Genomic DNA, 22,319 nt, shown 5'->3' with positions numbered 1-22,319 from the left:
AGTGTCGCCGTCGATCACACGCATATGGACAGATTTCGAGGCGAGGTCGGGCATGGGGACGTGGTGGCGTGGGGCTGTCGTGGTGATGGTGGCACTCGGTCTAGCGGTGCTGGTGCTTCCGCGCGCAGCCGTCCCGACGGCACCTCACTCGCCGGTAGTCTCGCCGCCGACGGAACAGATAGAGGCGGAACGGATCGAGTACGTCGCTCTCGGTGATTCCTACACCGCCGGACCAGGGCTGCCCGCACAGCACGGTCACCCGTCCGCCTGCCGCCGGTCTTCGCGCAACTATCCGGCGCGGGTCGCGGCCGCGCTGGATGCTCGCCTGATCGACGTCAGCTGTGGCGGGGCGCGCACCCGTGATCTGGTCCGGTCGCAGCGCCTCAACGACGGCTCCCGGGCCCGTCCCCAGCTCGAGGTGGTCGACCGGCGTACCGACCTGGTCACGCTCGGCGTAGGCGCGAACGAGTTCGGGATCTTCGCCCGCATCTTCGGGCGTTGCGCACGGCAGCCGACGCGTGACCGCGCGTGCGGTGACCTGGCCGACCTGCGGCGAGATGCGCGCAGGGTGGAGCGCACGACGCGCCGCGCGGTGCGTCAGATCCGGGACCGGGCGCCGGCGGCCAGGATCGTCGTGGTCGGGTACCCCCGGATGTTGCCCTCGGGTGCGGTCTGCGGCCAGGTGCCCTTCACCGTCGCCGAGACCCGTCGTCTACGCACGGTGTGGGCGCGGGTGAGCACCTCGCTGCGCCGTGCTGCGCGGAAGGCCGACGCGGAGTATGTCGACCCCTACCCGGCCAGCAACACCCACCACGCCTGCTCCCGACGCCCCTGGGTCAACGGCACCCGACCCGCGGCGAAAGCGGGGCACGGCCTTCCACCCGACCCCCAGGGGGATGGCCGGCATGTCACGCCTGGTGGTGCGGACGATCAGCGCGGGAGACTGACCAAAAACTGGGAGACGACCTCGGGCAACGTCTCCACCGCCAGGTCGATCGCCGGCCCGTCGGGTACGTCGAGCACGGTCACCGACTGGGGCCCACCGGCCATGGTGGCCACGGCGGTCGTCAGACCGACGCGACGTTGGAACCAGGTCGCCCGGAAGTTCCAGCCGATCACGTGGTCGGAGCCGAGCACGGTGCGGTGCCGGGCCAGGCTTCCTGAGCGCGAGACGACTCGCCCCAGCACGAACGCATGCCCCAGGGAGCGGACCCGATCGAAGGCCAGACCCAGGCCGACCGCGATCGGAACCAGGGCGAGGGGCAACAGGATGAGCCTGTCGTCGAGAACCATCCAGACCACGAGACCCGCGGTGATCAGCACCGCCGGGACCAACGCCCGCACGTAGCGTCGCGTCGCGGCGGCGGGCCCGTGGGGAATCAGGTCGGCCGTCAGGGGATCGGAGGTGCCCAGGATGGCTTCGGCAGCCGTGCAGGAGACCTGCAGGGGAGCGGGGGGCACCAGGGCTGATGCGGTGGCCTCGCTGCGATCCAGACCGGTGGCGATCGCATTGAGTCGGGCTCCGTGCAGGGGCCGCAGACCCAGGCCCTCGATCAACGTCACTCCGGCGATCCGATCCTGGTCCAGGCTGGTCTCCCGGGTGGTGAACAGTCCGCGGGACACCCGCCAGGACCCGCCGCTGCGACCGAGCGAGAAGTTCCAGTTGGCAACCAGGTAGCCCAGGACGGCCAGGGCGGCCACGGTCGCGACGAACCCCAGCACTCCCACGGTCAACAGCAGACCGAACGGGACCCCGATGGACCACGCATCGGACTCTAGGGTCAACGGGACGTCGAACATGGCGAGCAGTTGCGCCCCGCCACCGATCCCGGCGACGGCAATGACCACGCCGCTGCTGGTCAGGGGAGCGAAGCGGAGCCACGCGGGTTCGAAGCTGACCACGGGCGCCGGATCGGTCTCCATATCCACGGCCTGCGGCTCGAAGGAGGCGTCTGGTCCATCGGGGGTCGTAACGGTCGGTCGGGCCCGCTGCAACAGGTCCCGCCGCATCGCCTGGGCCCGCTCGCTGGGCAGGCCGTCGAGATCGAGGCGGTCGGCCTCGCCGCCGGTGCCGGTGCCGATCCGCACCGTGGTGAGGCCGAGACCCCGTTGGATCAAGGATGAGGTGAGATCGATGGTGCGCACCCGGTCCAGGGGGGTCGAGGTGATCCGACGACTCAGTAGCCCGGTGCGTAACTCCACCCGCGCCTGCGTGATGCGGTAGGTCGTGGTGAGGTACCGGGCCAGACCGAGCGCGACCGGGATGGTGAGCGCGAGCAGTTGCCAACCGGCTCCTCCGGAGGAGGAGCCCACGAACACGATCGCGATCAGCGCGGGCAGGAACCGGATGACCTCGCGCACGGGGAGGACCAACAGCATCCGGGGGTCCAACCGCTGCCACTCGACAGCCGGATCAGCAGTCGGGTCGGGCTGTGGAGGTCCGAACTCAGGGGGAGGCCCGTCGTACCGATGAGGGTCGTACTCGCTCACGTGGCGTCGCCCTCGACGGCGTCGGCCTTCAACGTCAGTTCGTCCACCAGGGCCCTCGCTCGGGTGGCGTCCAACCCCTCGATGCGCAGGGCGCCCGCGGCCGACGCGGTGGTCACGGTCACCGTGGCGAGGCCGAACAGACGGGCCACCGCCCCCTCGACGTAGTCGACCGTCTGGATCCGGGACATCGGAGCGATCCGGCGCTCGCGGGCCCACCACCCGGTCTGGGTGTAGACCGCGGTCTCGGTGACCTCCCAGCGGTGGACGAGATAGCGCCACTGGGGCACGGTCGCCGCATAGCCCGCGACAGCGAGTACGCCGAGGAGCACCATCCACCACGACAGGTCGATGCGATCCCACACCGCAGCCACGACGCTCAGGACCAGCACGCTGACGAGACCCTCGACGACGCTCCCGATCTGCCACATCAACCGGGCACGCGGGCTCACCCGCTGCTGGGGTTCCCGCAGGACGCGAGACGTCGGGAGCGCCGGCTGCGCAGGGGGCGGGTTGATCGGGTAGTCGGCCACAGTCCGAGGTTACGGCGCGGGGAGATGTGACCCACGTCTGGTCGCAAGTTAGCGTGGTGAGTTGTCCGAGGAACCGCGAACTCAGGAGCCCCGAACCATGACCAAGAAGCTATCCGCGAGTTGTGCTCTGCTCAGTGCGGCGGTGGTTCTGGCGGCGATGGCCGCAACGCCCCCCTCCACCGCGGCAACCGCCTCCCTGTCATCCGCTGCCCCGTCGGCAGCCAACGGTCCGAGGTGCGACGGGCTGAGGGCCACGATCGTGGGAACCTCCGGACGCGACACCCTGGTGGGAACCGCGCAACGCGACGTGATCGTGGGCCTCGGTGGGGACGACACCATCGACGGACTGGGCGGCAACGACGTCATCTGTGGCAACGCCGGGAGCGACACGCTGTACGGCGGCCGGGGAGCCGACCGTCTGTTCGGTCAACTGAACGGCGAACTCGAGACCGGGGGCCTGCGCGGTGACACCCTGAGCGGCGGCCCCGGCAACGACGTGCTGCACCCCGGCGGGGACCCTCGCGTCTTCACCGACCGCATCGTCCGTCGCGACACCATCACCTACCGCTCCTCGCCGCGGTGGGTGAACGCCAACCTGGCCCGACGCGTCGTCGTCGGCGAGGGCCGCGACCGCCTCGTCTTCGTTCCCCAGATGCGGTTCATCGGCAGCAACCATGCCGACAAGATCAAGGGCTCCCTGAAGGACGACCGGATCGTCGGATTGCGCGGCAACGACACCCTGATCACCTTCTCGGGGGACGACCGGGTGGTCGACTCCCTGCGACCGAACAGCGGCAACGACTCGATCCGCACCGGACCGGGCAACGACACCGTGACGATCACCAGCGGCCGGGACCGGGTCCGACTCGGTGCTGGTGACGACACCGCCAGCACGACCGGAGCGGACCCGGTCGTTCTCTCCGGTGGGGGAGGCGACGACGTCCTGCGCGGGTCACCGGCCAACGACTCTCTCAACGGTGGGTCCGGGGTCGATTTCGGGGACGGCCGAGGCGGTCGCGACAGCTGCTTGCGCATCGAGCGGGGACCCTGCGCGAACTGACCGCTAGGGTTTCGCCTCATGCGCGATCAACCAGCGACCAGGACGGCCGGCCTCTGGTCGGGACTCGATGTCAGGCGCGGTTTCTTCACCGCCACGGCTGGCCTCGCCATCGCGAATGTGATCGCGCTGGCCCTGGGTTTCCTGGCCAAGAGTCTTCAGAACTCCGTGGACACCCCGCTCTTCGAGCGCATCGACCGGGCCGGCACGAACGGACTCACCGACGTACTCGCCACGGTCACCAAGATGGGCAACGTGCCGCAGACCCAGGCGCTGACAGCGATCGCCGCCGTCGGGTTGGCGGTGTGGTTCGCTCAGCGGGGGACCCGGTGGTGGATGCCGCTGGTCGTTCTCCCGACGGCCTGGATCGGTGCGCGAGGTTTCCAGATGATCCAGGCGAAGGTCGTCGGCCGGGACCGTGAGGTGCTCGCTCTGATCGGCACCGAGATCGGCAGTTACCCCTCCGGCGGTGTCATGCGGATCATCCTGGTGACCGGGGTGGCGGCCTACCTGGTCGTCCACTACATCCGGACCTCGCGGCGTACGACGCAACTGATGTTCGCTGGGGTCGCGTTGGTCGGGCTCGTCGAAGCATTCGCCCGCACCCGACTCAACCAACACTGGTTCACCGATGTGGTGGGCGGGGTGATCTTCGGGGTGCTGTTCCTGCTGGTGGCGATCACGACGATCCGCGCCTTCGACCCCGACCCCCACCACACCTACACCGGTGGCGAGCGACCCTAGCTGCCTAGGACTTTTCCCAATGCCTCTTGAGGCAGGGGACGGCGAAGAGATGCGCCGTGTGGAGGGCGACCCGGAACCGGCCGAACTGATCCTTCATCTTGACGTAGTCCGGTTCCTTCGGGGTCGGGTCCACCAGGTAGAAGGTCAGGTGGGCCTCGGCGTTCATGATCGGAAAGTCGCGACCCTCGTGTGACTTGGCGGCGGGTGCCGCGAAGTAACGCTGGGCACGCACTGTCGTGTTCAGGTTCTGGAACTCACCCTTGACCTCGATCGGCTGATCCTGCGGAGCTTCCGGGTTGATGACCTCGAAGACCTTGTAGTGGTCCAGCTCTTTGGGTGCTTTGCGTCCCTGACACTTGGTGGGCACCAGCAGGGCGACGAGACGGCCGATCTGGATCTTGTGTTCCTTGCCGAACTGGTCGTCGTAGATCACCGTGCGATCGGGATCGGGAACTGGATCGAACAGGTCGTACCACGTCAATGCATGGGTGTCGTTGAAGATCGACTCGCCGTTCTTCTTGACCCGGTCACCGAACCGCCGACGACTCATGACCCCGGTCGGCTCGGGTTCATCGTCGAACTGGCACTGCAGTTCGACCTTGACTTCGATGCGCTCACGATCCACTTCGTAGAACACAAAATGATCGAGACTCAGTGATTGCGCGTCCATCAGCGCATCCTTTCCGCAATGGACGGCTCCGCCTCGGATCCGTCCCGAGGTAAGCCCGGACGGCTTCGTCCCTCGGACATTACGCTCGGGGGTGGGGTGCGTAAAGGTTCGCGAACCGCCTGGACTAGTCCTTCAACTCGCAGACCACGGCGCCGTTGTTGACCGTGACGCCGACCTCGGCGTCCAGGCCCGTCACGGTGCCGGACTTGTGCGCCTTGAGGGGCTGCTCCATCTTCATCGCCTCGAGAACCACGATGGTGTCGCCCTCGGCGACCTCCTGGCCCTCTTCGACCACGACCTTGACGATGGTGCCCTGCATCGGGCTGGTGACCGAGTCGCCGCTCGCCGCAGCGCCGGCCTTCTTCCCGCCGGCCCGCTTGGGCTTCTTGGCTCCACCACCCGCTGGGCCAGCGACCGCACCGAGACCACCGGGCAGCACGACCTCGAGTCGCTTGCCGCCGACCTCGACGACCACGCTGTGGCGTTCCTCGGGCTCGTCGGCCTCACCTGCGGCGCCGGAGTACGGCGTGATCTGGTTGTCGAAGTCGGTCTCGATCCAGGTGGTGTAGACGGTGAACTCGCCCTCGCCGGAGGGAGTGGAAGCACCGACGTACGCCGGGTCGTCGACGACCGTGCGGTGGAACGGGATGACCGTGGGCATGCCGTCGACCACGAACTCGTCCAGGGCGCGGCGCGAGCGTTCGAGCGCCTGGGTCCGGTCCCGGCCGGAGACGATGAGCTTCGCGATCAGCGAGTCGAATGCGCCCGGGATGGTCTCCCCGGACTCGTAGCCTCCGTCGACGCGGATCCCGGGGCCCTGCGGCGGGGCCCAGGCGGTCAGGGTGCCGGGGGCGGGCATGAAGTTCGCCCCGCCGTCCTCGGCGTTGATCCGGAACTCGATGGAGTGGCCGCGGACCTCGGGGTCGTCGTACCCCAGCTCCTCGCCGGCGGCGATGCGGAACATCTCGCGGACCAGGTCGATCCCGGTGACCTCCTCGGAGACACAGTGCTCGACCTGCAGGCGGGTGTTGACCTCCAGGAAGGAGATCGTCCCGTCCTGGCCGATGAGGAACTCACACGTGCCGGCACCGACGTAGTCCGCCTCGCGCAGGATCGCCTTGGAGCTCTCGTACAGGCGGGTGATCTGGTCCTCGGTCAGGAACGGCGCGGGCGCCTCCTCGACCAGCTTCTGGTGTCGACGCTGCAGCGAGCAGTCGCGGGTCGAGATGACGACCACGTTGCCGTGCTGGTCGGCCAGGCACTGGGTCTCCACGTGACGCGGTCGGTCCAGGAACTTCTCGACCAGGCACTCGCCCCGACCGAAGGCCGACACCGCTTCGCGGACGGCGGATTCGAAGGCGTCCGGGATCTCCTCCATGGTGCGGGCGACCTTCAGGCCACGACCGCCACCACCGAAGACCGCCTTGATCGCGACCGGCAGACCGTTGTCCTTCGCGAACGCGACGACCTCGTCGGCGTCCTTGACCGCTTCTTTGGTGCCCGGCGCAAGGGGAGCCTGCGCCTTCTGGGCGATCTGCTTGGCCTTGGCCTTGTCGCCCAGGGCCGTGATGGCCGCCGGGGGAGGCCCGATCCAGATCAGCCCGGCGTCGAGGACGGCCTGGGCGAAGTCGGCGTTCTCGGCGAGGAAGCCGTAGCCGGGGTGGATCGAGTCGGCGCCGGACTCCTGCGCGACGGTGATGATCTTCGCGATGTCGAGGTAGGAGTCGGCCGGAGTCGCTCCGCCCAGGGAGTGGGCCTCGTCGGCCAGACGCACGAAGAGCGCGTCACGGTCCGGTTCGGCGTACACCGCCACACTGGGGATTCCCGCGTCCTTGCATGCCCGGATGACCCGGACAGCGATCTCGCCTCGGTTGGCGATGAGGACCTTCTGCAGCGGCTTGACTTCGGGCACGTGGTGGCTCCTGATCGGCGTTGGTGGACTCCGCGGCAGGGTATCGCCCGCCGCGTGTGCGTCGTCGACAGCCTCGCCCCCGTGGACGTTGTGATGGCAGGTCCTATGCTCGGGGGGTGGGCGAGTACGACATGGAGCGCAAGGGGTTCTGGCGCGAACCCGACGGGCAACCGACGACGCGGGCGCTGGCCTTCGAGGCCTGGGTGATCGAGGCCCACGGGATCCTGCGGGACGCCGCCCACGAATATCACGGGGTCGTCCGCGACGATCACCTCGCCGAATGGGTGCAGGAGCGCAGCGGTATTCGCACCAGCCGTCCCCAACGACAGTGGATGCCCCAACTGCTGAACCCGGTCATCCAACTGTGCGAACACCACGACGAGCCCCCTCTGGTCGCCCTGGTGGTGACGGAGAAGGACGGCCGCGTGGGTGAGTGGTTCGACGAGGTCCGCCGGACCCGCGGCTTCGGGCCGATCGATGCTCCGCTGGAGCGGGAGCGGTACGCCGCCCGGGCGCGGTTGGAGTGTCACCAGTGGGCCGGCGTCGCCCCGGAGGGCGGGGGAGAGCCTGCGCCGGTCGGCCCCGTGCGGCGTACCCGTGCCCCACGCGCGGCCACCAGTCCTGCGACCGGTTCTGGGACCGGTTCTGGGACCGGTTCGGCCAAGAAGCGCACTCCGGCACCCAAGGCGGAGCCGAAACCCGGTCGCGTCGCCGCGAGCGATCGTCCGATCAACGTGTGTCCGCGCTGCTTCATGGCCATCCCGGCCACCGGACTCTGCGACAACTGCGACTGATGGGAACGACTGTGGACTTCTGGACGTGGTGGGCTGCGTCCGCCGAGCAGATCGACGCATCGATCGGCAACGGCACCGTTGAGGGATGGTCGGACCGCCTCACCGAGCACGTACGCGCCGTCGACGAGGCGCTGGTCTGGGAGTTGGCCCCAGGACTCGGGGCGCGGCACCAACTGGTGGTGACCGCCGAGGGCAATCCCGAGAAGCGCGCGATCGCCCGGCGCTGGCTCCTGGGCGCGCCGCCCACCACCGACACCTGGGAGTACGCCGATGCCCGGCAACGGGTGGGAAGTCTCGATGACCTCGCTCTGAGCATGAACGGTGAGGAGTTGTCGCTCGGCGACGTGGTCGTCGGTGCCACCCGCGTGGGCAACCACTACAACGTGACGGTGCATCACCGGTTGTTCTCCGATCCTGCGGCCGATTCCGACAAATCGGTGGCGTTCATCGCGTTGGACGCCGCGCTGGGGGAGCTCGAGGTCGAGACCTGGCTGTGGAGTGTCGAGGTCGCGCCCGACCGGCCCGAGGGCGGCGTGTCGCTGGAGGAGTTGCGCAGGTTGATCGATGAGTTGGCGCAGGAGAACCTGACCGACGGTCGCGCCTCGTGGGTGCTCCTGCGCCCGGAGACCGGGCCGGGCCCGGTGATGGCGGCGGCCAGCGTGCCGTTGGCCTCGGCCGTGGCACCGCACCTGGACCAGCACGTGTCGGTGCGGATCCCCTTTGCCGACCGCACGGACGCGGGTCTACCCGCCCCCGAGACGTTGGAGGCGTTGCGCGACCTGGAGGACCACCTCACCGAGCGGCTGGCCGCCTCCGGTCGACTCGTGGCCCACGAGACCACCGACGGGGTACGGGAGCTGCACTTCTACGTCGACGCTCAGACTCCGGCCACTCCGATGCTGGAGACCGCAGTCGCCGGGTGGTCGGGCGGCGACGGAGTGGGGGGCGGGGTCGAGGTGACAGCCCAGGCCGACCCGGCCTGGGCGGCCGTGCAACACCTGCGGACCTGACCCTGCGAATGACCCGCGATTTGGTGGTTAACAAACGCTAACCAACCGGCTATGGTGACTCCATGACCTATGAGCTGTCCCGAGAGCACGAAGAGTTCCGTCGCAGCGTCCGCGAGTTCGCGGAGGCAGAGATCGCGCCGCACGCCGCGCAGTGGGACCGGGACCATCACTTCCCGGTCGACGTCGTGCACAAGATGGGCCAGCTCGGGCTCTTCGGACTGACCTCGCCCGAGGAGTTCGGCGGCGCAGGAGAGGACGGCGACTTCACCAGCCTCTGCGTGGCCATCGAGGAGCTGGGCCGGGTCGACCAGTCCATGGGGATCACCCTGCAGGCCGGCGTCGGACTCGGGATCAACCCGATCCTGGCCTACGGCACCGAGGAGCAGAAGCAGACCTGGTTGCCTGACCTGGTGGCCGGCAAGAAGCTATCCGGTTTCGGTCTGACCGAGCCCGGCGCCGGCTCCGACGCGGGCGCCACCGCCACCAAGGCCGAACTCGTCAACGGCGAATGGGTCATCAACGGGGCCAAGCAGTTCATCACGAACTCCGGCTCAGACATCACCTCGTGCGTGTCGGTGACGGCCAAGACCGGCCAGCGCGACAACGGCAAGCCCGAGATCTCGGCCATCATCGTGCCGAGTGGGACGCCTGGCTTCACCGCCGAGAAGCCCTACGACAAGCTCGGCTGGCACGCCTCGGACACCCACGCCCTGACCTTCGAGGACTGTCACGTCCCCGCCGACCACCTACTCGGCGGCCAGGGTCGCGGCTACGCCCAGTTCTTGGCCACCCTCGACGACGGTCGGGTCGCCATCTCGGCACTCAGCACCGGCTGCATCCAGGCCTGCCTCGACCTCTCGGTGGCCTACGCCGGGGAGCGGCAGACCTTCGGCGGTCCCATCGGCCGCAAGCAGGGCGTGGCCTTCCAGATCGCCGACCTCGAGGTCATGCTGCACGCCTCGCGCCTGCTGACCTACCGGGCGGCGGCGATGAAGGACGCGGGAGCGCCCATGAAGGACTTCAAGCAGGCCGCCGCGGTGGCGAAGGTCTATACCACCGAGTCGGCGGTCACCGCGACCCGGATCGCCACCCAGGTCTTCGGCGGCTACGGCTTCATGGAGGAGTACCCCGTCACCCGGTTCTACCGCGACGCCAAGGTTCTCGAGATCGGCGAGGGCACCAGCGAGGTGCAGCGGATGCTCATCGCGCGTGGTCTCGGTCTCCCGGTCGAATAGCACCGATCGGGTGCGTCCCCACGCTGTCGCCGAGGGCCGGGTAGCCTCATAGGGTGGGTAGTAGATGGCGGCGGGTCCTCAGCGAGGCCGGCCGGTTCACCGCAGTCGGCGGTCTGGCGACCCTGATTGCGTTGATTCTCTTCAACCTGTTGGTCCATGGTTTCGCCGGGATGTACGACCCGTGGCTCTCGGATCACGTCATCACCGCCTACGTCCTGGCCAACACGGTGGGCATGGCGGTGAGCTATCGCGGCAGCCGGAGTTGGGCCTTTCGCGACCGGATCGCGGTGCACGCCGACGGTGGGCGCACGGCGTACCTGATCATCAACATCGCCACCATGTCCCTACCGGTGGCGTGTTTGATGTTCACCCGCGACGTCCTCATGCTCGAGGGTCCGGTGGCCGACAACATCGCCGCCAACGTCGTGGGTCTCTCGCTGGGCTTCGGGGCCCGGTTCTACCTGTTCCGCCGGTTCGTGTTCCGGTCGCCCCGCAGCGTGCTCGTGCTGGACGAGATGCTCAAGGCGCCTCGGCCCACTCACGTGGAATGAGGCTCTGCCACCACCAGGGTCTCCTCGGCCACCAGCCAGGGCAGTAGGGCCAACAGGCTCACCAGGGCCGTGGCGGCGAAGGCCCACCCGAATCCGACCTGGTCGGCGATCACCCCGATCAGGATCGGTCCGACGATCGCACCGGAGTCCTGAGCCATCTGGAAGGTCGCCAGGACGTGGCCACCGCTGCGTTCGGAGCCGATGACGTCGGCGACCGTCGCCTGCTGGGCGGGGTTGAGCAATCCCGCTCCCAACCCGGAGACCGCTGACAGCACCAGCAGCAGGACCAGGTTGCTGCTGAACCCCAGCAGGCCCAAACCGACGGCGGTCACGACCAGCCCGGCCAGGACCAGGGGTTTGCGCCCCACGGTGTCGGCCAGACGACCGGCGACCTGAAGTGAGAGGGCGGTGCCGACCGCGGCGACCGCGAGCGCCAGGCCGGCGACCCAGGTGCGGTCGTAGACGGTGATGGCGAACTGCGGGATGACCGCCACTCGCACCCCGAAGTTGCACCAGCCGTTGGCGAAGGCCGAAGCCAGGGCCGCCCGGTAGGCGGAGTGGTCCAGTGCCTCGCGCAGACGCATCGGCGTGGGGGGCTCGCGGTCCGTGGGCGGCCGCAGAGAGGCGCCGCTGAGCCTCATCGCCACACTGGCGGCAGCGATGACCAGGGCGACGGCGTACACGATGAACGGGACGCGCAGGCCCAGCGAGCCCAGGAGGCCACCCAGCACCGGGCCGATCATGCCGCCGATCAGAAAGGAACTGGCGTAGGCCGACGAGACGCGGCCGCGGATGGTGGGCGGAGCCAGCCGGACCAGTAGGGCCATCGCCGAGACGGTGAACATCGTCGATCCGATGCCGCCGAGTCCGCGAAAGATCAACAACTGCACGTAGGAGTCGGCGAACGCGGTGGCCAGCGAGGAGGCGGCCACGATCAGCAGCCCACCGAGGTAGACCGGGCGTTCACCGAGCCGGGAGACCAGCGCGCCCCCGGCGGGGGCGAAGACCAGCCGGAAGAAGGCGAAGGCGGACACGATGACCGAGGCTGCGGCGACGCCGACGTCGAAGCTGCGGGCGTAGGCCGGCAGTACGGGGGAGACCAGGCCGAATCCGATGGCGATGACGAAGGCGGCGGCGACCAACACCTTGATCTCCCCGGGGATGGGGATGGTGGCCGCCTGCGCGGTGCGGTTCCTCAACGAGGTGCCCAGAGGTCGGTCCAAGCGTGACCGAGGTCGGTGACCAAGCGCCGCAGGAGAGGGAGGCTGACCCCGACCACATTGTGGAAGTCACCCTCGATGCCGGTGATGAAGGCTCCGCCGAGACCGTCGACGGTGAAGGCCCCCGCTACGTGGAGGGGTTCCCCGGTGGCGACGTACGCCTCGATCTCGGCGTCGGTGACGTCGGCGAAGTGGACGGTGGTCGAGGCGGTTGCCGCCGCCTCGCGACCGCTGACCGCGTCGCGCAGAGAGTGTCCTGAGTGCAGGACCCCACTGCGCCCGCGCATCGACCGCCAGCGGCGGACGGCGTCCTGGCCGTCCTCGGGCTTGCCCAGGGCCTGGCCGTCCAACTCGAGAACGGAGTCGCAGCCGAGGACCAACCCGGTCCTCGGCGCGTCGTCCCTTGCGGCGACCGCAGCGCACTTCATCTGGGCCAGACGCAGGGCGAGGTCGGCGGGCGGCAGGTCCTCGACCTGGGACTCATCGACCCCCGACACGATCACGGTGGGCTCGATGCCCGCCGAGCGCAACGTCGCCAGGCGGGCGGGGGAGGCCGAGGCCAGAACGAGGGAGAGTGTGGATGGACCGGGCGCTGTGGACACCCGCCTATCCTCTCGTGCGGCCTGAAACGCTCACCGCAGGGTCAGGCCAGGGCCAGGAACAGCTTCTCCATCTTCTTGCGACGCTCGGAGTCGATCCCATCGCCCTCGGCGATGCAGTTCTCCATGCCCGTGGCCACGATCGCGTAGCCGGCCCGGGAGAGCGCCTTGTTGACGGCGGCCAGTTGGGTGAGCACGGCCTCGCAGTCCGAACCCTCCTCCATCATGCGGATGACGCTGGCGAGATGTCCGTTGGCGCGCTTCATGCGCGTGATGATCGCCTTCATCTCGGCGGGTTCCAGAGGCATCATGAGGATGCTCCTTCCGGTGCGGTGAGGGCGGCCAGGGCCGCGGTGAGTCGCTCGCGGGCGTCGTCGGCCACCGCTTGCACGGCATCGTTGGCTCCGCCCCCGAAGCTGACCAGCGCGGCGGGGTCGAAGGCCTCCACCATGGTGGTCGACTCGTCCAGGGAGCGTACGACGACGTTGCACGGCAGCAGGGCCGCGACCGACGGGTCGGCCAGCATGGCCTGGTGGGCAAGCTGCGGTCGGCAGGCGCCCAGGATGATCTGCGGGGCGATGTCCTCGTCGAGCTTCTCCTTCAGCGTGGCCTTCAGGTCGATCTCGGTCAGGACGCCGAAGCCGACTTCGCTGAGCTGGTTGCGCACGGCCTCGACCGTTTCCGCGTAGGGGAGTTGGACGGTGGTCTGGAGGGTGAAGTCGCTCATGGTCCCGCCTTCCGTTGGGTGCGCCGTCGCTTGCTGAGGGCGCTGTGCCGCGAACTATACAACCCCCCTGGGGGATGTGCTACGTTTCCGTCATATCCCCTAGGGGGGTTACGACATGCTCCGGAACGACGAAAGGATCTAGGAATGCCAGAGATCAGTATTGACCAATTGGCCACCAAGCTCCAGCAGGAAGAGACCTTTCTGGTCGACGTGCGTGAACCCAGCGAGTTCGCCGAGGCCCACGTGCCCGGCGCTCGCAGCGTCCCGATGGGTCGACTCCCCGACGCCCTGTCCGACGCCGACCGCGATGTCCCCGTCTACGTCATCTGCGCCTCGGGCAACCGCTCGTCCGCGATGACCGATGTCCTCATCGGCGCCGGCTTCGACGCCACCAACGTCGCTGGCGGCACCAAGGCCTGGATCAACGCCGGTCACCCGACCGAGAGCGGAGCCACGGCATGACGCACACCACCGACCTCACGATTCGCGTGATCGAGACCCCGAGCCTGGGCGACCGCACCTACCTCGTCCACGACGGAAGCGTCGCGTTCGTGATCGACCCCCAGCGCGACATCGATCGCATCCTGGAGGTGCTCGAAGCCGACGGGGTGAAGCTCACCCACGTGCTGGAGACCCACATCCACAACGACTACCTGACCGGGGGTCTGGCCTTGGCCGAGGCCACCGGCGCGGCGTACCTGGTCAACGGCGAGGACGAGGTTTCCTTCGAACGCACCCCGATCTCCGACGGTGAGACCCTCGAGATCGGTGAGCGGATGCGCCTGCGCGCGCTGCTGACCCCGGGTCACACCTTCACCCACCTCTCCTACGCCCTCAGCGACGGCGAGGAGTCCGTCGCGGTCTTCACCGGCGGCTCCCTGCTGTACGGCGCGACCGGTCGTCCCGACCTGCTCGGGGAGGAGAACACCGAGACCCTGGCCCGCAAGCAGCACGCGTCGGCCCACCGGTTGGCCGAGGAACTGCCCGACGCGACCGAGGTCTACCCCACCCACGGGTTCGGTTCCTTCTGTGCGGCGACCCAGTCCGATGCCACCGACTCCTCCATCGGTCAGGAGCGCAAGAACAACGCGGCACTGACCGACGACGAGGAGACCTACGTCCGCGACCTCCTCGAGGGTCTCGGCCCCTGGCCGACGTACTACGTGCACATGGGTGTCGGCAACGCTGCCGGCCCCACCGAGCCCGATCTGTCCCTTCCCCAGGAGGCGGACGCTGCGGAGCTTCGTCGCCGTATCGAGGCCGGGGAATGGGTCGTCGACCTGCGCAACCGGACCGCATTCGCAGCCGGCCACGCCCCGGGCAGCCTGAACTTCGGACTCGAGGGGCCCTTCGCGACCTACCTCGGTTGGTTGATCGAGTGGGGCACCCCGGTGACCCTGTTGGGCGAAACCGCCGACGAGGTGTCCACGGCTCAACGCGAACTGGTCCGGATCGGAATCGACCGTCCCGCGGCGCACGCCACGGGTGGTCCCGAGCAGTGGGCCGACGAGCAGTCCTCCTTCCCCGTCGCCACCTTCGCGGAACTGGCTCAGGTGCGTCACCACCGTGAGGTGGTGGTCCTCGACGTACGACGTGCCGACGAGCACGACTCGGCGCGGATCGACGGCGCGGTCAACGTGCCGTTGCACGAGTTGCCCCAACGGGTCTCCGAGGTTCCGGCCGGCGAGGTCTGGGTCCACTGCGCCAGCGGCTACCGCGCCTCGGTCGCCGCCTCGGTCCTCGACGCGGCCGGACGCAAACTCGTCGCGATCGACGACTCCTTCGAGAACGCCGAAAAGGTCGGCCTCAACCTCGTCGGACCCGACGCCTGAGACTCGCCCGACCTGACCGGTCCCACCCCTTAGCCAACCCCCAGACCGACGCTGCCCCCCGTCGTACTCGAGCGCGCTCGAGCGGCCTGAACCACGTCACAGGAGCTCCCACATGACCACGACCACCTCTCGTCCCGATCGGTTGCAGCCAGCCGACGAGACCCCTGATGAGACCCCCGAAGGACCGAAGGCCGGCCCATTGGGCCGGCTCGGCATGGCGGTGATCGATCACCGCAAACTGACCGCGATCTTCTGGGTCGTCCTGGTCGTCGGACTCGGCATCTTCGCCCCCCGGGTGGAGTCCGAGCTCTCCGGCGCCGGATGGCAGGCCGACGGGTCCGAGTCCGTCGCGGTGCGCGAGGCGGCCGAGAGCCGCTTCGGGGGCAACGCCTCTTCCGCGATCCAGGTCGTCGTGCGCAGCACCGACGGGTCGTTGGCCGAGGGTGAGGGCGCGCAGGTCCTGGCGAAGGCCACGGCGCTGCTCGAAGAGGACTCCCGCATCTCGCAGGTGATGCAACCTCAGCCCGGGATCACGCTGAGTGAGGACGGCACCACCGCGGTGCTGCTCGCGGGAGCAGGCGAGGACACCAACGAGATGGTGCGTGCTGCGGACGACCTCAAGGGTCCCTTGCAGGATCTGGCGACCGACGGGGTGGAGGTCAACCCCACCGGTGCCTCGCTGCTGTGGTCCGACTTCAACGAAGCCAACCTCGACGCCATGCTGAAGTCGGAGATGTTGTCCTGGCCGGTGACCATGCTGATCCTGGTGTTGGCCTTCGGTGCCCTGGTCGCCGCTGGTCTGCCCCTCTTGCTCACCCTGGCCGGGCTGGTTGCCTCCGCCGGTTCGCTGGTGCTGATCAACAGCCTGGTGCCGGTCTCGATCTGGGCGATGAACTTCGCCATGATGTTCGCCCTCGCGCTCGGGATCGACTACGCGCTCTTCTTGGTGGTGCGCTACCGGGCATCACGGATGGGACAGAAAGCCTCCGCTCGGGAGGCGATCGCCGAGACGATGGACACCGCGGGCAAGGCGGTGCTCCTGTCCGGAGTCACCGTGCTGATCTCGCTGTCCGCGGTGATGCTCGTCCCCTCGCCCTCCTTCCGGTCGATGGCCGGCGGCATCATGCTCGCGGTCGTGTTCATCCTGGCGGCGACACTGACGCTCCTGCCGCTCGTGTTGTTCAAACTCGACCACAAGATCAACAAGTTCGCGCTCCCGTGGGTCTCGACCTCCGACCACCGATCCGCCCGGTTCGCGGCCTGGGGTGAGCGGTTGTGGAAGCACCCGATCATCTTCGGTACCGCCTCCACGGTCGTGCTCGTGGTCCTGGCCATCCCCGTTCTGGGACTGAGCACCGCGATGCCCTCGATCAAGGTCCTCCCCGAGGACGCCAGCGCCCGGGTCGGCTACAACCAGGTCCAGGACGCCTTCGGTGAGGGCGCCCCGGGCACACTCCAGATCGTGGTCTCCGAGCAGGACGCGCCCATGACCGCCGTACTACTGGGAGCCGACTCCGGGATCGCCGGTTCCACGCCGCCCCAGCCGGCCTCCGACGGTTCCGGTGATGTCCTGATCCAGGCCACACCGACCGTCGACCCCTCGGATCCCGAGTTGTCGGCCACCGTCGATCGCCTGCGCGATGACCTACCCACCTCCGCGCTCGTCGGTGGTGCCGCGGTGGAGAACCTCGACCTCAAGACCCAGCTGGACGACTCGACCCCACTGGTCATCGGCGTGATCCTGATCCTCGGGTTCGTGTTGCTGTTGGTCGCCCTGCAGGCCCCGCTCATCTCGCTGCTGGGGACGCTGGCCAGCCTGCTGTCCACCGCCGCGGCGTTCGGTGTAGCGCGTCTGGTCTTCCAGGAGGGTTACGGCTCCGGGTTCTTCCGTTTCGAGTCCCAGGGCTTCCTCGACGCGTGGGCCCCGGTGTTCTTCTTCGCGATGATCTTCGCCATCGCGATGGACTACACGGTGTTCCTGTTGGCCTCGGCCAAGGAGCACTACGAGCGCACCGGTGACGCCCACGAGGCGATGGTCGGCGCCCTGGCTCACTCCGGTCGGGTGATCTTCGCCGCCGGCGCGGTGATGGTGGCGGTGTTCTTCACCTTCGCCCTCTCCGGCCCGCTGCCGCCCAAGGAGATGGGCATCATCCTCGGGATCGCGGTCCTGCTGGACGCCTTCCTGGTCCGCCTGATCCTGCTGCCGGTCATCTTGCGATTGACTGGCGACGCAGCCTGGTGGAGCCCTGCCTGGCTCAAGCGGGTGCTTCCCAACATCACCTTCGCTCACGGGTAGGTGACGAGCAGGACCGGTTAGACCTCGGCCAGCGCCACGCGCAACGGGTCGAGACCCAGTGAACCGAGATCGAGCGCGGCACGGTGGAACGCCTTGAGGTCGAAGGCCGAACCGTGTCGCGCTCGAGCTGCGTCCCGGGCCTCCAGCCAGATCCGCTCGCCCACCTTGTAGGAGGGAGCCTGGCCCGGCCAGCCGAGGTAGCGCTTGACCTCGAAGTCGATGAACGAGTCGTCCATCTGGCAGTGCTGGCCCATGAACTCGCGTCCCAGCGCCGGTGTCCACCTCTGACCGGGGGCGAAACCGAACGGGTTGTCGGTGGGGATCTCCAGCTCGAGGTGCATGCCGATGTCGACGATGACCCGGGCGGCGCGGAACGACTGGGCGTCCAGCATGCCGAGCCGGTCCGCGGGGTCCTCGAGGTAGCCCAGATCGTCCATCAGGCGCTCGGCGTACAACGCCCACCCCTCACCGTGACCACTGACCCAGCACGCCAGCCGCTGCCACCGGTTCAGGCTCTCCGAGCGCACCGCGGTCTGACCGACCTGCAGGTGATGGCCGGGGACTCCCTCGTGGAAGACCGTGGTGACCTCGCGCCAAGGGCTGAACGTGGTGACGTCGTCGGGCACCGACCACCACATCCGGCCCGGCCGGGTGAAGTCCTCCGAGGGGCCGGTGTAGTAGATGCCTCCGTCGTTGGTGGGCGCCAGACAGCACTCGATGCGCCGGATCTCCTCGGGAATGTCGAAGTGGACGTCGGCGAGTTCGGCCAGCGTGCGGTCGGCGAGTTCCTGCATCCAGTCGCGGAACGATTCCTTGTCGGGCAGGCTCCGCGCGGGGTCGGCGTCGAGATGAGCGACCGCCTCGGACACCGTGGACAGCGGCAGGATCCGGTGGGCGGTGAGCTTCATGTCCGCCGCTATCCGGTGCAACTCCTCCCACCCCCAGGCGTAGGTCTCCTCCAGGTCGATGGTCGCGCCGAGGAACTGGCGTGAGGCCAGGACATAGTGCTCGCGGCCGACCGCCTCCACCTCCCGGCCACGAGGCGCGAGATCGGTGGCCAGGAAGGTGCCGAACTCGGCGTACGCCGCGCTCGCGGCCTCGGCATGCTGCGCCAGGCTGGTGCGCAGGGACGCCGGTAACCCACCGGGCCCCCCGGCGGCGAGTCGGGTGAAGAAGTTGCCGCCCCGGCCGACCTGCCCGGTCCAGTTCCGAACCTGCTCGGCGACCTCGGCGTACTGCCGGCGGGCCACGACCCGTCCGGCCGTGGCTTCCTCGTCCAGGGTGATGCGGTAGCCGGCCAGTCCACGCGGGATGGCTGCGAGTCGGGCGTCGATCGCGGCCCAGTCCTCCTCGGTGTCGGTCGCCATCAGGTCGAACACCTCGCGGTACTCGTGCAGCCCGCTCCCGATGACGCTCAGCTGGCTGCGACCCAGACCGGCCTGGGTGGTCTCCAGGTCGAGGCCGATGCGTTCGAGGAAGGCGTCCTGGGCGACCCGCTCGCGGTCGTCGACGGGCGTGGCCGCCCTGACCGCGTCGTACGCCGAGCGCGCGAGTTCCTCCCGGGCCGCGAAACCGTCGGGGGAGTAGTCGGTGATCTCGTTCTCGTGGCCCGCGATGCCGTAGTACGTCGCGGCGATCGGGTCCAGTGCGCACGAGCGGACGAGGTAGTCCTCGCTGGCGGCGTCGACGGGCCGCGGGGCGCCCGCGGGGAGGGGATTGGTGGTCACGCCACCAGCCTAGATGTTTCCTGGCGCCCTCCCGGTGCCCGCCAGACCTCCTTCCTGTTGATCCGCTCGATACGGGGATACCGTCGAGGGATGCCTGACGAGACGACCATGCGAGACAAGATGTTGGCGGGGGAGCTCTACCTGGCGGACGATCCCGAGATCGCTGAGGACTCCGACCGGGCGCAGCAGCTCACGCACCGGCTGAACTCCCTGGATCCGACTCACCACGACGCCCGTCGCCTGCTCCTGCTGGAGCTCCTGGGCGCCTTCGGGGAGGGCAGCGAGATCCGTCCCCCGCTGAGGTGTGACTACGGGTACCAGACGACCGTCGGGGCCCGGTGCTTCGTGAACTGGGGGCTGATCCTCGTCGACGTCGCACGGGTGCGGATCGGGGACGACGTGCAGATCGGTCCCGGGGTGCAACTGCTCACCGCGACCCACCCGCTGGAGCCCGAGCCGCGCCGGGCCAAGTGGGAGGCGGCGGAGCCGATCACCATCGGCGACAACGTCTGGCTGGGCGGCGGTGTGATCGTGTGTCCGGGGGTCAGCATCGGTTCCGACACGGTGGTGGGCGCCGGCGCGGTGGTGACTCGTGATCTGCCCGCCGGGGTCCTGGCGGTCGGTTCTCCGGCTCGGGTGATCCGCCAGCTCTGATCCCGACTACCCTCGGCCCGTGTCCCGAGCCAACCCGCTGCGTCGCTGGGCCCTCGCCGTGCTGTTCCTCGGCCTCGTCGCCGCCCTGGTCGCGGTGAGCACGCAGACCGGGCGCGCCGTCCCCGTCGGGTCCTATCGGCCGGTGATTCCCTCGGCCGCGCTCGCCGGAGCCTGCAATCCGCTGCCCCCTGAGGTCGAGTTGATCTTCGACCACCAACTGCGGGCGGATCGGATGATCACCGACCCGGGCGGACGAGAGATCCGTCGCCTCGACCTGCACTTCGACCTCACCGACGCCGCGAACGTGCTGCGGGCCCTGGAGTTGACCCTCTTCGAGGCAGGCTTCGTCGACGTACCGCCTCCGTCGGGTGCGGACCAGGCGGTGACCCAGTGGTTCGAACGCGACGACTACGGCCTCCTCGGTGTGGCGGCGACGGACTTCGAGGGTTCCGAGGGCCAGGTGGTTCGTGGGTCTTGGCTGGTGGATCTCCCTGCGGACACCTTGACCCCCGAGATGCGCACCGCCTGTGACAACCCCGTGCAGACCAAACGATGGTGAGGGCGATGGTGAGGTCGGCGATGCGATGGGTGCGTCACCACCCGTTCGCAGCCCTCTTCGCCGGGCACATCCTGATGACGCTCGCCCTCCTGCCCCGGATCGTCGGGGTGGGACCGATCGGGGACGAGGCGCAGTACGTCGACGGGGCCCGGGCCCTGTCGAACCTCGTGCGCGATCTCGCGACGCTGCAGACCCCTGACGCCGTTGAGCTCCAACGCAACGTGGTCGCCAGCGGTTGGTTCATGCCCGGGACCTCGCTCCTGCTCACCCCCCTGTTCCTGGTCGTTCCCGACGCGGGAGACACCCTGGTCCGGGTCTATCTGTCGGTCCTCTCCTCGCTGCTCCTGCTCTGGGCGGCCCGATCGGTGGGTCGGCTGCTGGGGGAGCGGTACGCCCTCGCGTTGCTCGTCTTCCCCGGTCTGGTGCCCATGTGGGTGCTCTTCTCGTTCGGCTCCTGGGGCGACCTCCCGGCCGGCCTCTTGGCGGCAGTGCTCATCGCTCACGTGGTCGTGCACGGTCGGGCCTTCCTGGATGGTCGGGCCCTGACCATCCGGGACGGCGTGGTCGTCGGGCTGCTTTTGATCGGGACCCTGTACTTCCGCTCCAGCGCCAAGCCGTTGGTCGCCGGACTGTTCGTCCTGTTGATCCTCGGGGCCGTGATCCTGCTGTCCGGTCGGGCCAGGAAGCGATCCCTGGTGTCCCTGGCTGTGGCCGCAGCCGTGGTGGTCGGCGTCCTCGCGCCCTGGTCGATCGCGGCCTCACGGACCCTGGAGACGCGGGTGCTGACGACCACGACACTGCCGGTGTCGTTGGCCAACACCTTCGGTGACCGGGAGCGGCTCTGCTACGGCCCCTGCGACCGGGGCTCGTCGATCTGGTTCGCGCCCCTCCGTTACTCCCGTGAGGTCGCTCGAGCGACCGGGCGCAGCGAGGTCGAGATCCAGGCCGAGATGGCTGACTACGCCCTGGCCGGCCCCGTCACCCCGCGCAGCTACGCTGACGACGTATCGATGAATCTCAACCGCTACCTGCTGCGGGCTCCGGGGTACGAACAACAGTTCCGCGGGGTCGACTCCGACCTGGACGCCGGTGCACTGGCCATCGATGCGGGTACGGCGGCGCTGTACTACCCGTTGCTGATGCTGACGCTGGTCTTCATGCTCACGGTCAGCCGCCGCGACGCCGGACTGGACCGCCGACTGCGGTCGGTGTTGTTCAAACTGGCCGCCCTGGCGTTCCTCGTCCAGCCGTTCGTGCACGTCGGATCATCGCGCTACTGGCCGATCTTCGCCCCGGTGATGGCCTTCGCCGCCGTGTGGTGGTGGGAGGGTCGCCAAGATCCGGATCCCGCGCCCTCGTGGGACGGGAGGTCCACCGCGTTCCGAGGCATCGAGATCGCCCTCGCCGTCGGTTTCGGCGTGGTGCTCGTGAGCGTCCTGGGCCTCGGGCTGGCGCCCTAGCGGGGTAGGCCGCTACCGCGCCAGCCGCCGGGGCCCTGGGCATGCGTTGCCCGCATCCGGCGCTCGGGCCGCGACCATTCGGGAGTACGCCGCGGGGTGGTGTCCTCGCCGCCACCCAACGAGGCGACTACGGCCACCAGGGCCGCGATCTCCTCGGGGGTGGCGTCGCCCTTGACGACCCGCAGTAGCGGCGCGGACGGCTCCGTGCTCGCTTCGCTCGCGCTGTTATTCGTTCCGACCATCGAGGTCTCC

General features: G+C 68.8%; 22 protein-coding genes and 1 pseudogene. 13 read left to right on the top strand and 10 right to left on the bottom strand.

The annotated features are described in order from the left end of the window. Positions 1 to 52: 52 nt before the first annotated feature. Positions 53 to 862 (top strand): annotated as a pseudogene (locus ACYVLV_RS01815) (SGNH/GDSL hydrolase family protein); the annotation flags it as partial. Positions 863 to 930: 68 nt separating this feature from the next. Here ACYVLV_RS01815 and ACYVLV_RS01810 read toward each other — a convergent pair. Both ACYVLV_RS01810 and ACYVLV_RS01805 read right to left on the bottom strand, forming a co-directional pair. After that, complete coding sequence (locus ACYVLV_RS01810) at positions 931 to 2,490, bottom strand: PH domain-containing protein (protein ID WP_460807226.1); 1,560 nt, start codon at positions 2,488 to 2,490, stop codon at positions 931 to 933. Further along, positions 2,487 to 3,020 carry a PH domain-containing protein gene (locus ACYVLV_RS01805; RefSeq protein WP_460807223.1) on the bottom strand — a complete coding sequence of 178 codons (534 nt, stop codon included), beginning with the start codon at positions 3,018 to 3,020 and terminating at the stop codon, positions 2,487 to 2,489. The genes ACYVLV_RS01810 and ACYVLV_RS01805 overlap by 4 nt, the downstream gene beginning before the upstream one ends. Before the next feature lie 97 nt (positions 3,021 to 3,117). Here ACYVLV_RS01805 and ACYVLV_RS01800 point away from each other — a divergent pair, with 97 nt between their 5' ends. Together ACYVLV_RS01800 and ACYVLV_RS01795 are read left to right on the top strand one after the other, a co-directional pair. Further along, positions 3,118 to 4,080, top strand: coding sequence for a calcium-binding protein (locus ACYVLV_RS01800; RefSeq protein ID WP_460807221.1), 963 nt, complete (start codon positions 3,118 to 3,120; stop codon positions 4,078 to 4,080). Between the two features lie 18 nt (positions 4,081 to 4,098). Next, complete coding sequence (locus tag ACYVLV_RS01795; RefSeq protein WP_460807219.1) at positions 4,099 to 4,821, top strand: phosphatase PAP2 family protein; 723 nt, start codon at positions 4,099 to 4,101, stop codon at positions 4,819 to 4,821. A gap of 4 nt (positions 4,822 to 4,825) precedes the next feature. On the opposite strand, the gene ACYVLV_RS01790 is transcribed toward ACYVLV_RS01795, so the two are convergent. Together ACYVLV_RS01790 and ACYVLV_RS01785 are read right to left on the bottom strand one after the other, a co-directional pair. Continuing rightward, positions 4,826 to 5,491, bottom strand: a complete 666-nt coding sequence (locus tag ACYVLV_RS01790) for a DUF7450 family protein (protein WP_460807218.1) — start codon at positions 5,489 to 5,491, stop codon at positions 4,826 to 4,828. Between the two features lie 124 nt (positions 5,492 to 5,615). Continuing rightward, positions 5,616 to 7,403, bottom strand: a complete 1,788-nt coding sequence (locus tag ACYVLV_RS01785; protein WP_460807216.1) for an acetyl/propionyl/methylcrotonyl-CoA carboxylase subunit alpha — start codon at positions 7,401 to 7,403, stop codon at positions 5,616 to 5,618. A 116-nt stretch (positions 7,404 to 7,519) separates the two neighbouring features. Between ACYVLV_RS01785 and ACYVLV_RS01780 the strand changes: the two genes are divergently transcribed. From ACYVLV_RS01780 to ACYVLV_RS01765, 4 genes are all read left to right on the top strand, one after another. Next, entirely contained in the window at positions 7,520 to 8,197 is a 678-nt protein-coding gene (locus ACYVLV_RS01780; protein WP_460807215.1) for a hypothetical protein, read from the top strand. Further along, positions 8,197 to 9,207: a DUF695 domain-containing protein gene (locus tag ACYVLV_RS01775; protein ID WP_460807214.1), complete on the top strand. Its 1,011-nt coding sequence runs from the start codon at positions 8,197 to 8,199 to the stop codon at positions 9,205 to 9,207. Before ACYVLV_RS01780 ends, ACYVLV_RS01775 begins: the two co-directional genes overlap by 1 nt. Positions 9,208 to 9,269: 62 nt before the next feature. Then, positions 9,270 to 10,442, top strand: coding sequence for an acyl-CoA dehydrogenase family protein (locus tag ACYVLV_RS01770; RefSeq protein ID WP_460807213.1), 1,173 nt, complete (start codon positions 9,270 to 9,272; stop codon positions 10,440 to 10,442). A gap of 53 nt (positions 10,443 to 10,495) precedes the next feature. After that, positions 10,496 to 10,993 carry a GtrA family protein gene (locus ACYVLV_RS01765; RefSeq protein ID WP_460807212.1) on the top strand — a complete coding sequence of 166 codons (498 nt, stop codon included), beginning with the start codon at positions 10,496 to 10,498 and terminating at the stop codon, positions 10,991 to 10,993. Here the strand turns inward: ACYVLV_RS01765 and ACYVLV_RS01760 are convergent. From ACYVLV_RS01760 to ACYVLV_RS01745, 4 genes are read right to left on the bottom strand one after another with little or no spacing between them, the layout of a single operon-like run. Further along, positions 10,981 to 12,192 carry an MFS transporter gene (locus tag ACYVLV_RS01760; RefSeq protein WP_460807211.1) on the bottom strand — a complete coding sequence of 404 codons (1,212 nt, stop codon included), beginning with the start codon at positions 12,190 to 12,192 and terminating at the stop codon, positions 10,981 to 10,983. The genes ACYVLV_RS01765 and ACYVLV_RS01760 overlap by 13 nt on opposite strands. After that, complete coding sequence (locus ACYVLV_RS01755) at positions 12,189 to 12,815, bottom strand: Maf family protein (protein WP_460807209.1); 627 nt, start codon at positions 12,813 to 12,815, stop codon at positions 12,189 to 12,191. The genes ACYVLV_RS01760 and ACYVLV_RS01755 overlap by 4 nt, the downstream gene beginning before the upstream one ends. A gap of 41 nt (positions 12,816 to 12,856) precedes the next feature. Further along, entirely contained in the window at positions 12,857 to 13,123 is a 267-nt protein-coding gene (locus ACYVLV_RS01750) for a metal-sensitive transcriptional regulator (RefSeq protein WP_460807208.1), read from the bottom strand. Then, the gene (locus tag ACYVLV_RS01745; protein ID WP_460807207.1) at positions 13,120 to 13,539 is read right to left on the bottom strand and encodes a DUF302 domain-containing protein; all 420 of its coding nucleotides are present in this window, start codon (positions 13,537 to 13,539) and stop codon (positions 13,120 to 13,122) included. Before ACYVLV_RS01745 ends, ACYVLV_RS01750 begins: the two co-directional genes overlap by 4 nt. Before the next feature lie 144 nt (positions 13,540 to 13,683). Here ACYVLV_RS01745 and ACYVLV_RS01740 point away from each other — a divergent pair, with 144 nt between their 5' ends. The 3 genes from ACYVLV_RS01740 to ACYVLV_RS01730 all read left to right on the top strand — a co-directional run bounded on the left by ACYVLV_RS01740 (position 13,684) and on the right by ACYVLV_RS01730 (position 17,667). Next, positions 13,684 to 14,001 carry a rhodanese-like domain-containing protein gene (locus tag ACYVLV_RS01740; RefSeq protein WP_460807205.1) on the top strand — a complete coding sequence of 106 codons (318 nt, stop codon included), beginning with the start codon at positions 13,684 to 13,686 and terminating at the stop codon, positions 13,999 to 14,001. Continuing rightward, positions 13,998 to 15,371: an MBL fold metallo-hydrolase gene (locus tag ACYVLV_RS01735; RefSeq protein ID WP_460807204.1), complete on the top strand. Its 1,374-nt coding sequence runs from the start codon at positions 13,998 to 14,000 to the stop codon at positions 15,369 to 15,371. Before ACYVLV_RS01740 ends, ACYVLV_RS01735 begins: the two co-directional genes overlap by 4 nt. A gap of 112 nt (positions 15,372 to 15,483) precedes the next feature. Next, positions 15,484 to 17,667: an MMPL family transporter gene (locus tag ACYVLV_RS01730; protein ID WP_460807202.1), complete on the top strand. Its 2,184-nt coding sequence runs from the start codon at positions 15,484 to 15,486 to the stop codon at positions 17,665 to 17,667. 17 nt (positions 17,668 to 17,684) lie between these two features. Here ACYVLV_RS01730 and ACYVLV_RS01725 read toward each other — a convergent pair whose 3' ends face one another. After that, positions 17,685 to 19,394, bottom strand: coding sequence for a DUF885 domain-containing protein (locus tag ACYVLV_RS01725; protein WP_460807200.1), 1,710 nt, complete (start codon positions 19,392 to 19,394; stop codon positions 17,685 to 17,687). A 90-nt stretch (positions 19,395 to 19,484) separates the two neighbouring features. Here ACYVLV_RS01725 and ACYVLV_RS01720 point away from each other — a divergent pair, with 90 nt between their 5' ends. From ACYVLV_RS01720 to ACYVLV_RS01710, 3 genes are read left to right on the top strand one after another with little or no spacing between them, the layout of a single operon-like run. Next, the gene (locus ACYVLV_RS01720) at positions 19,485 to 20,048 is read left to right on the top strand and encodes a sugar O-acetyltransferase (RefSeq protein WP_460807199.1); all 564 of its coding nucleotides are present in this window, start codon (positions 19,485 to 19,487) and stop codon (positions 20,046 to 20,048) included. 19 nt (positions 20,049 to 20,067) lie between these two features. Next, positions 20,068 to 20,607, top strand: coding sequence for a hypothetical protein (locus ACYVLV_RS01715; RefSeq protein ID WP_460807198.1), 540 nt, complete (start codon positions 20,068 to 20,070; stop codon positions 20,605 to 20,607). A gap of 5 nt (positions 20,608 to 20,612) precedes the next feature. Next, entirely contained in the window at positions 20,613 to 22,067 is a 1,455-nt protein-coding gene (locus ACYVLV_RS01710) for a hypothetical protein (protein ID WP_460807197.1), read from the top strand. On the opposite strand, the gene ACYVLV_RS01705 is transcribed toward ACYVLV_RS01710, so the two are convergent. Beyond that, the gene (locus tag ACYVLV_RS01705) at positions 22,064 to 22,309 is read right to left on the bottom strand and encodes an acyl-CoA carboxylase subunit epsilon (RefSeq protein WP_460807195.1); all 246 of its coding nucleotides are present in this window, start codon (positions 22,307 to 22,309) and stop codon (positions 22,064 to 22,066) included. The genes ACYVLV_RS01710 and ACYVLV_RS01705 overlap by 4 nt on opposite strands. Positions 22,310 to 22,319 lie beyond the last annotated feature (10 nt).

It is taken from the genome of Nocardioides salsibiostraticola (assembly GCF_054783655.1).
The sequence above is the reverse complement of the archived record's forward strand: the minus strand, read 5'-3'. Positions and strand labels throughout refer to the sequence as shown.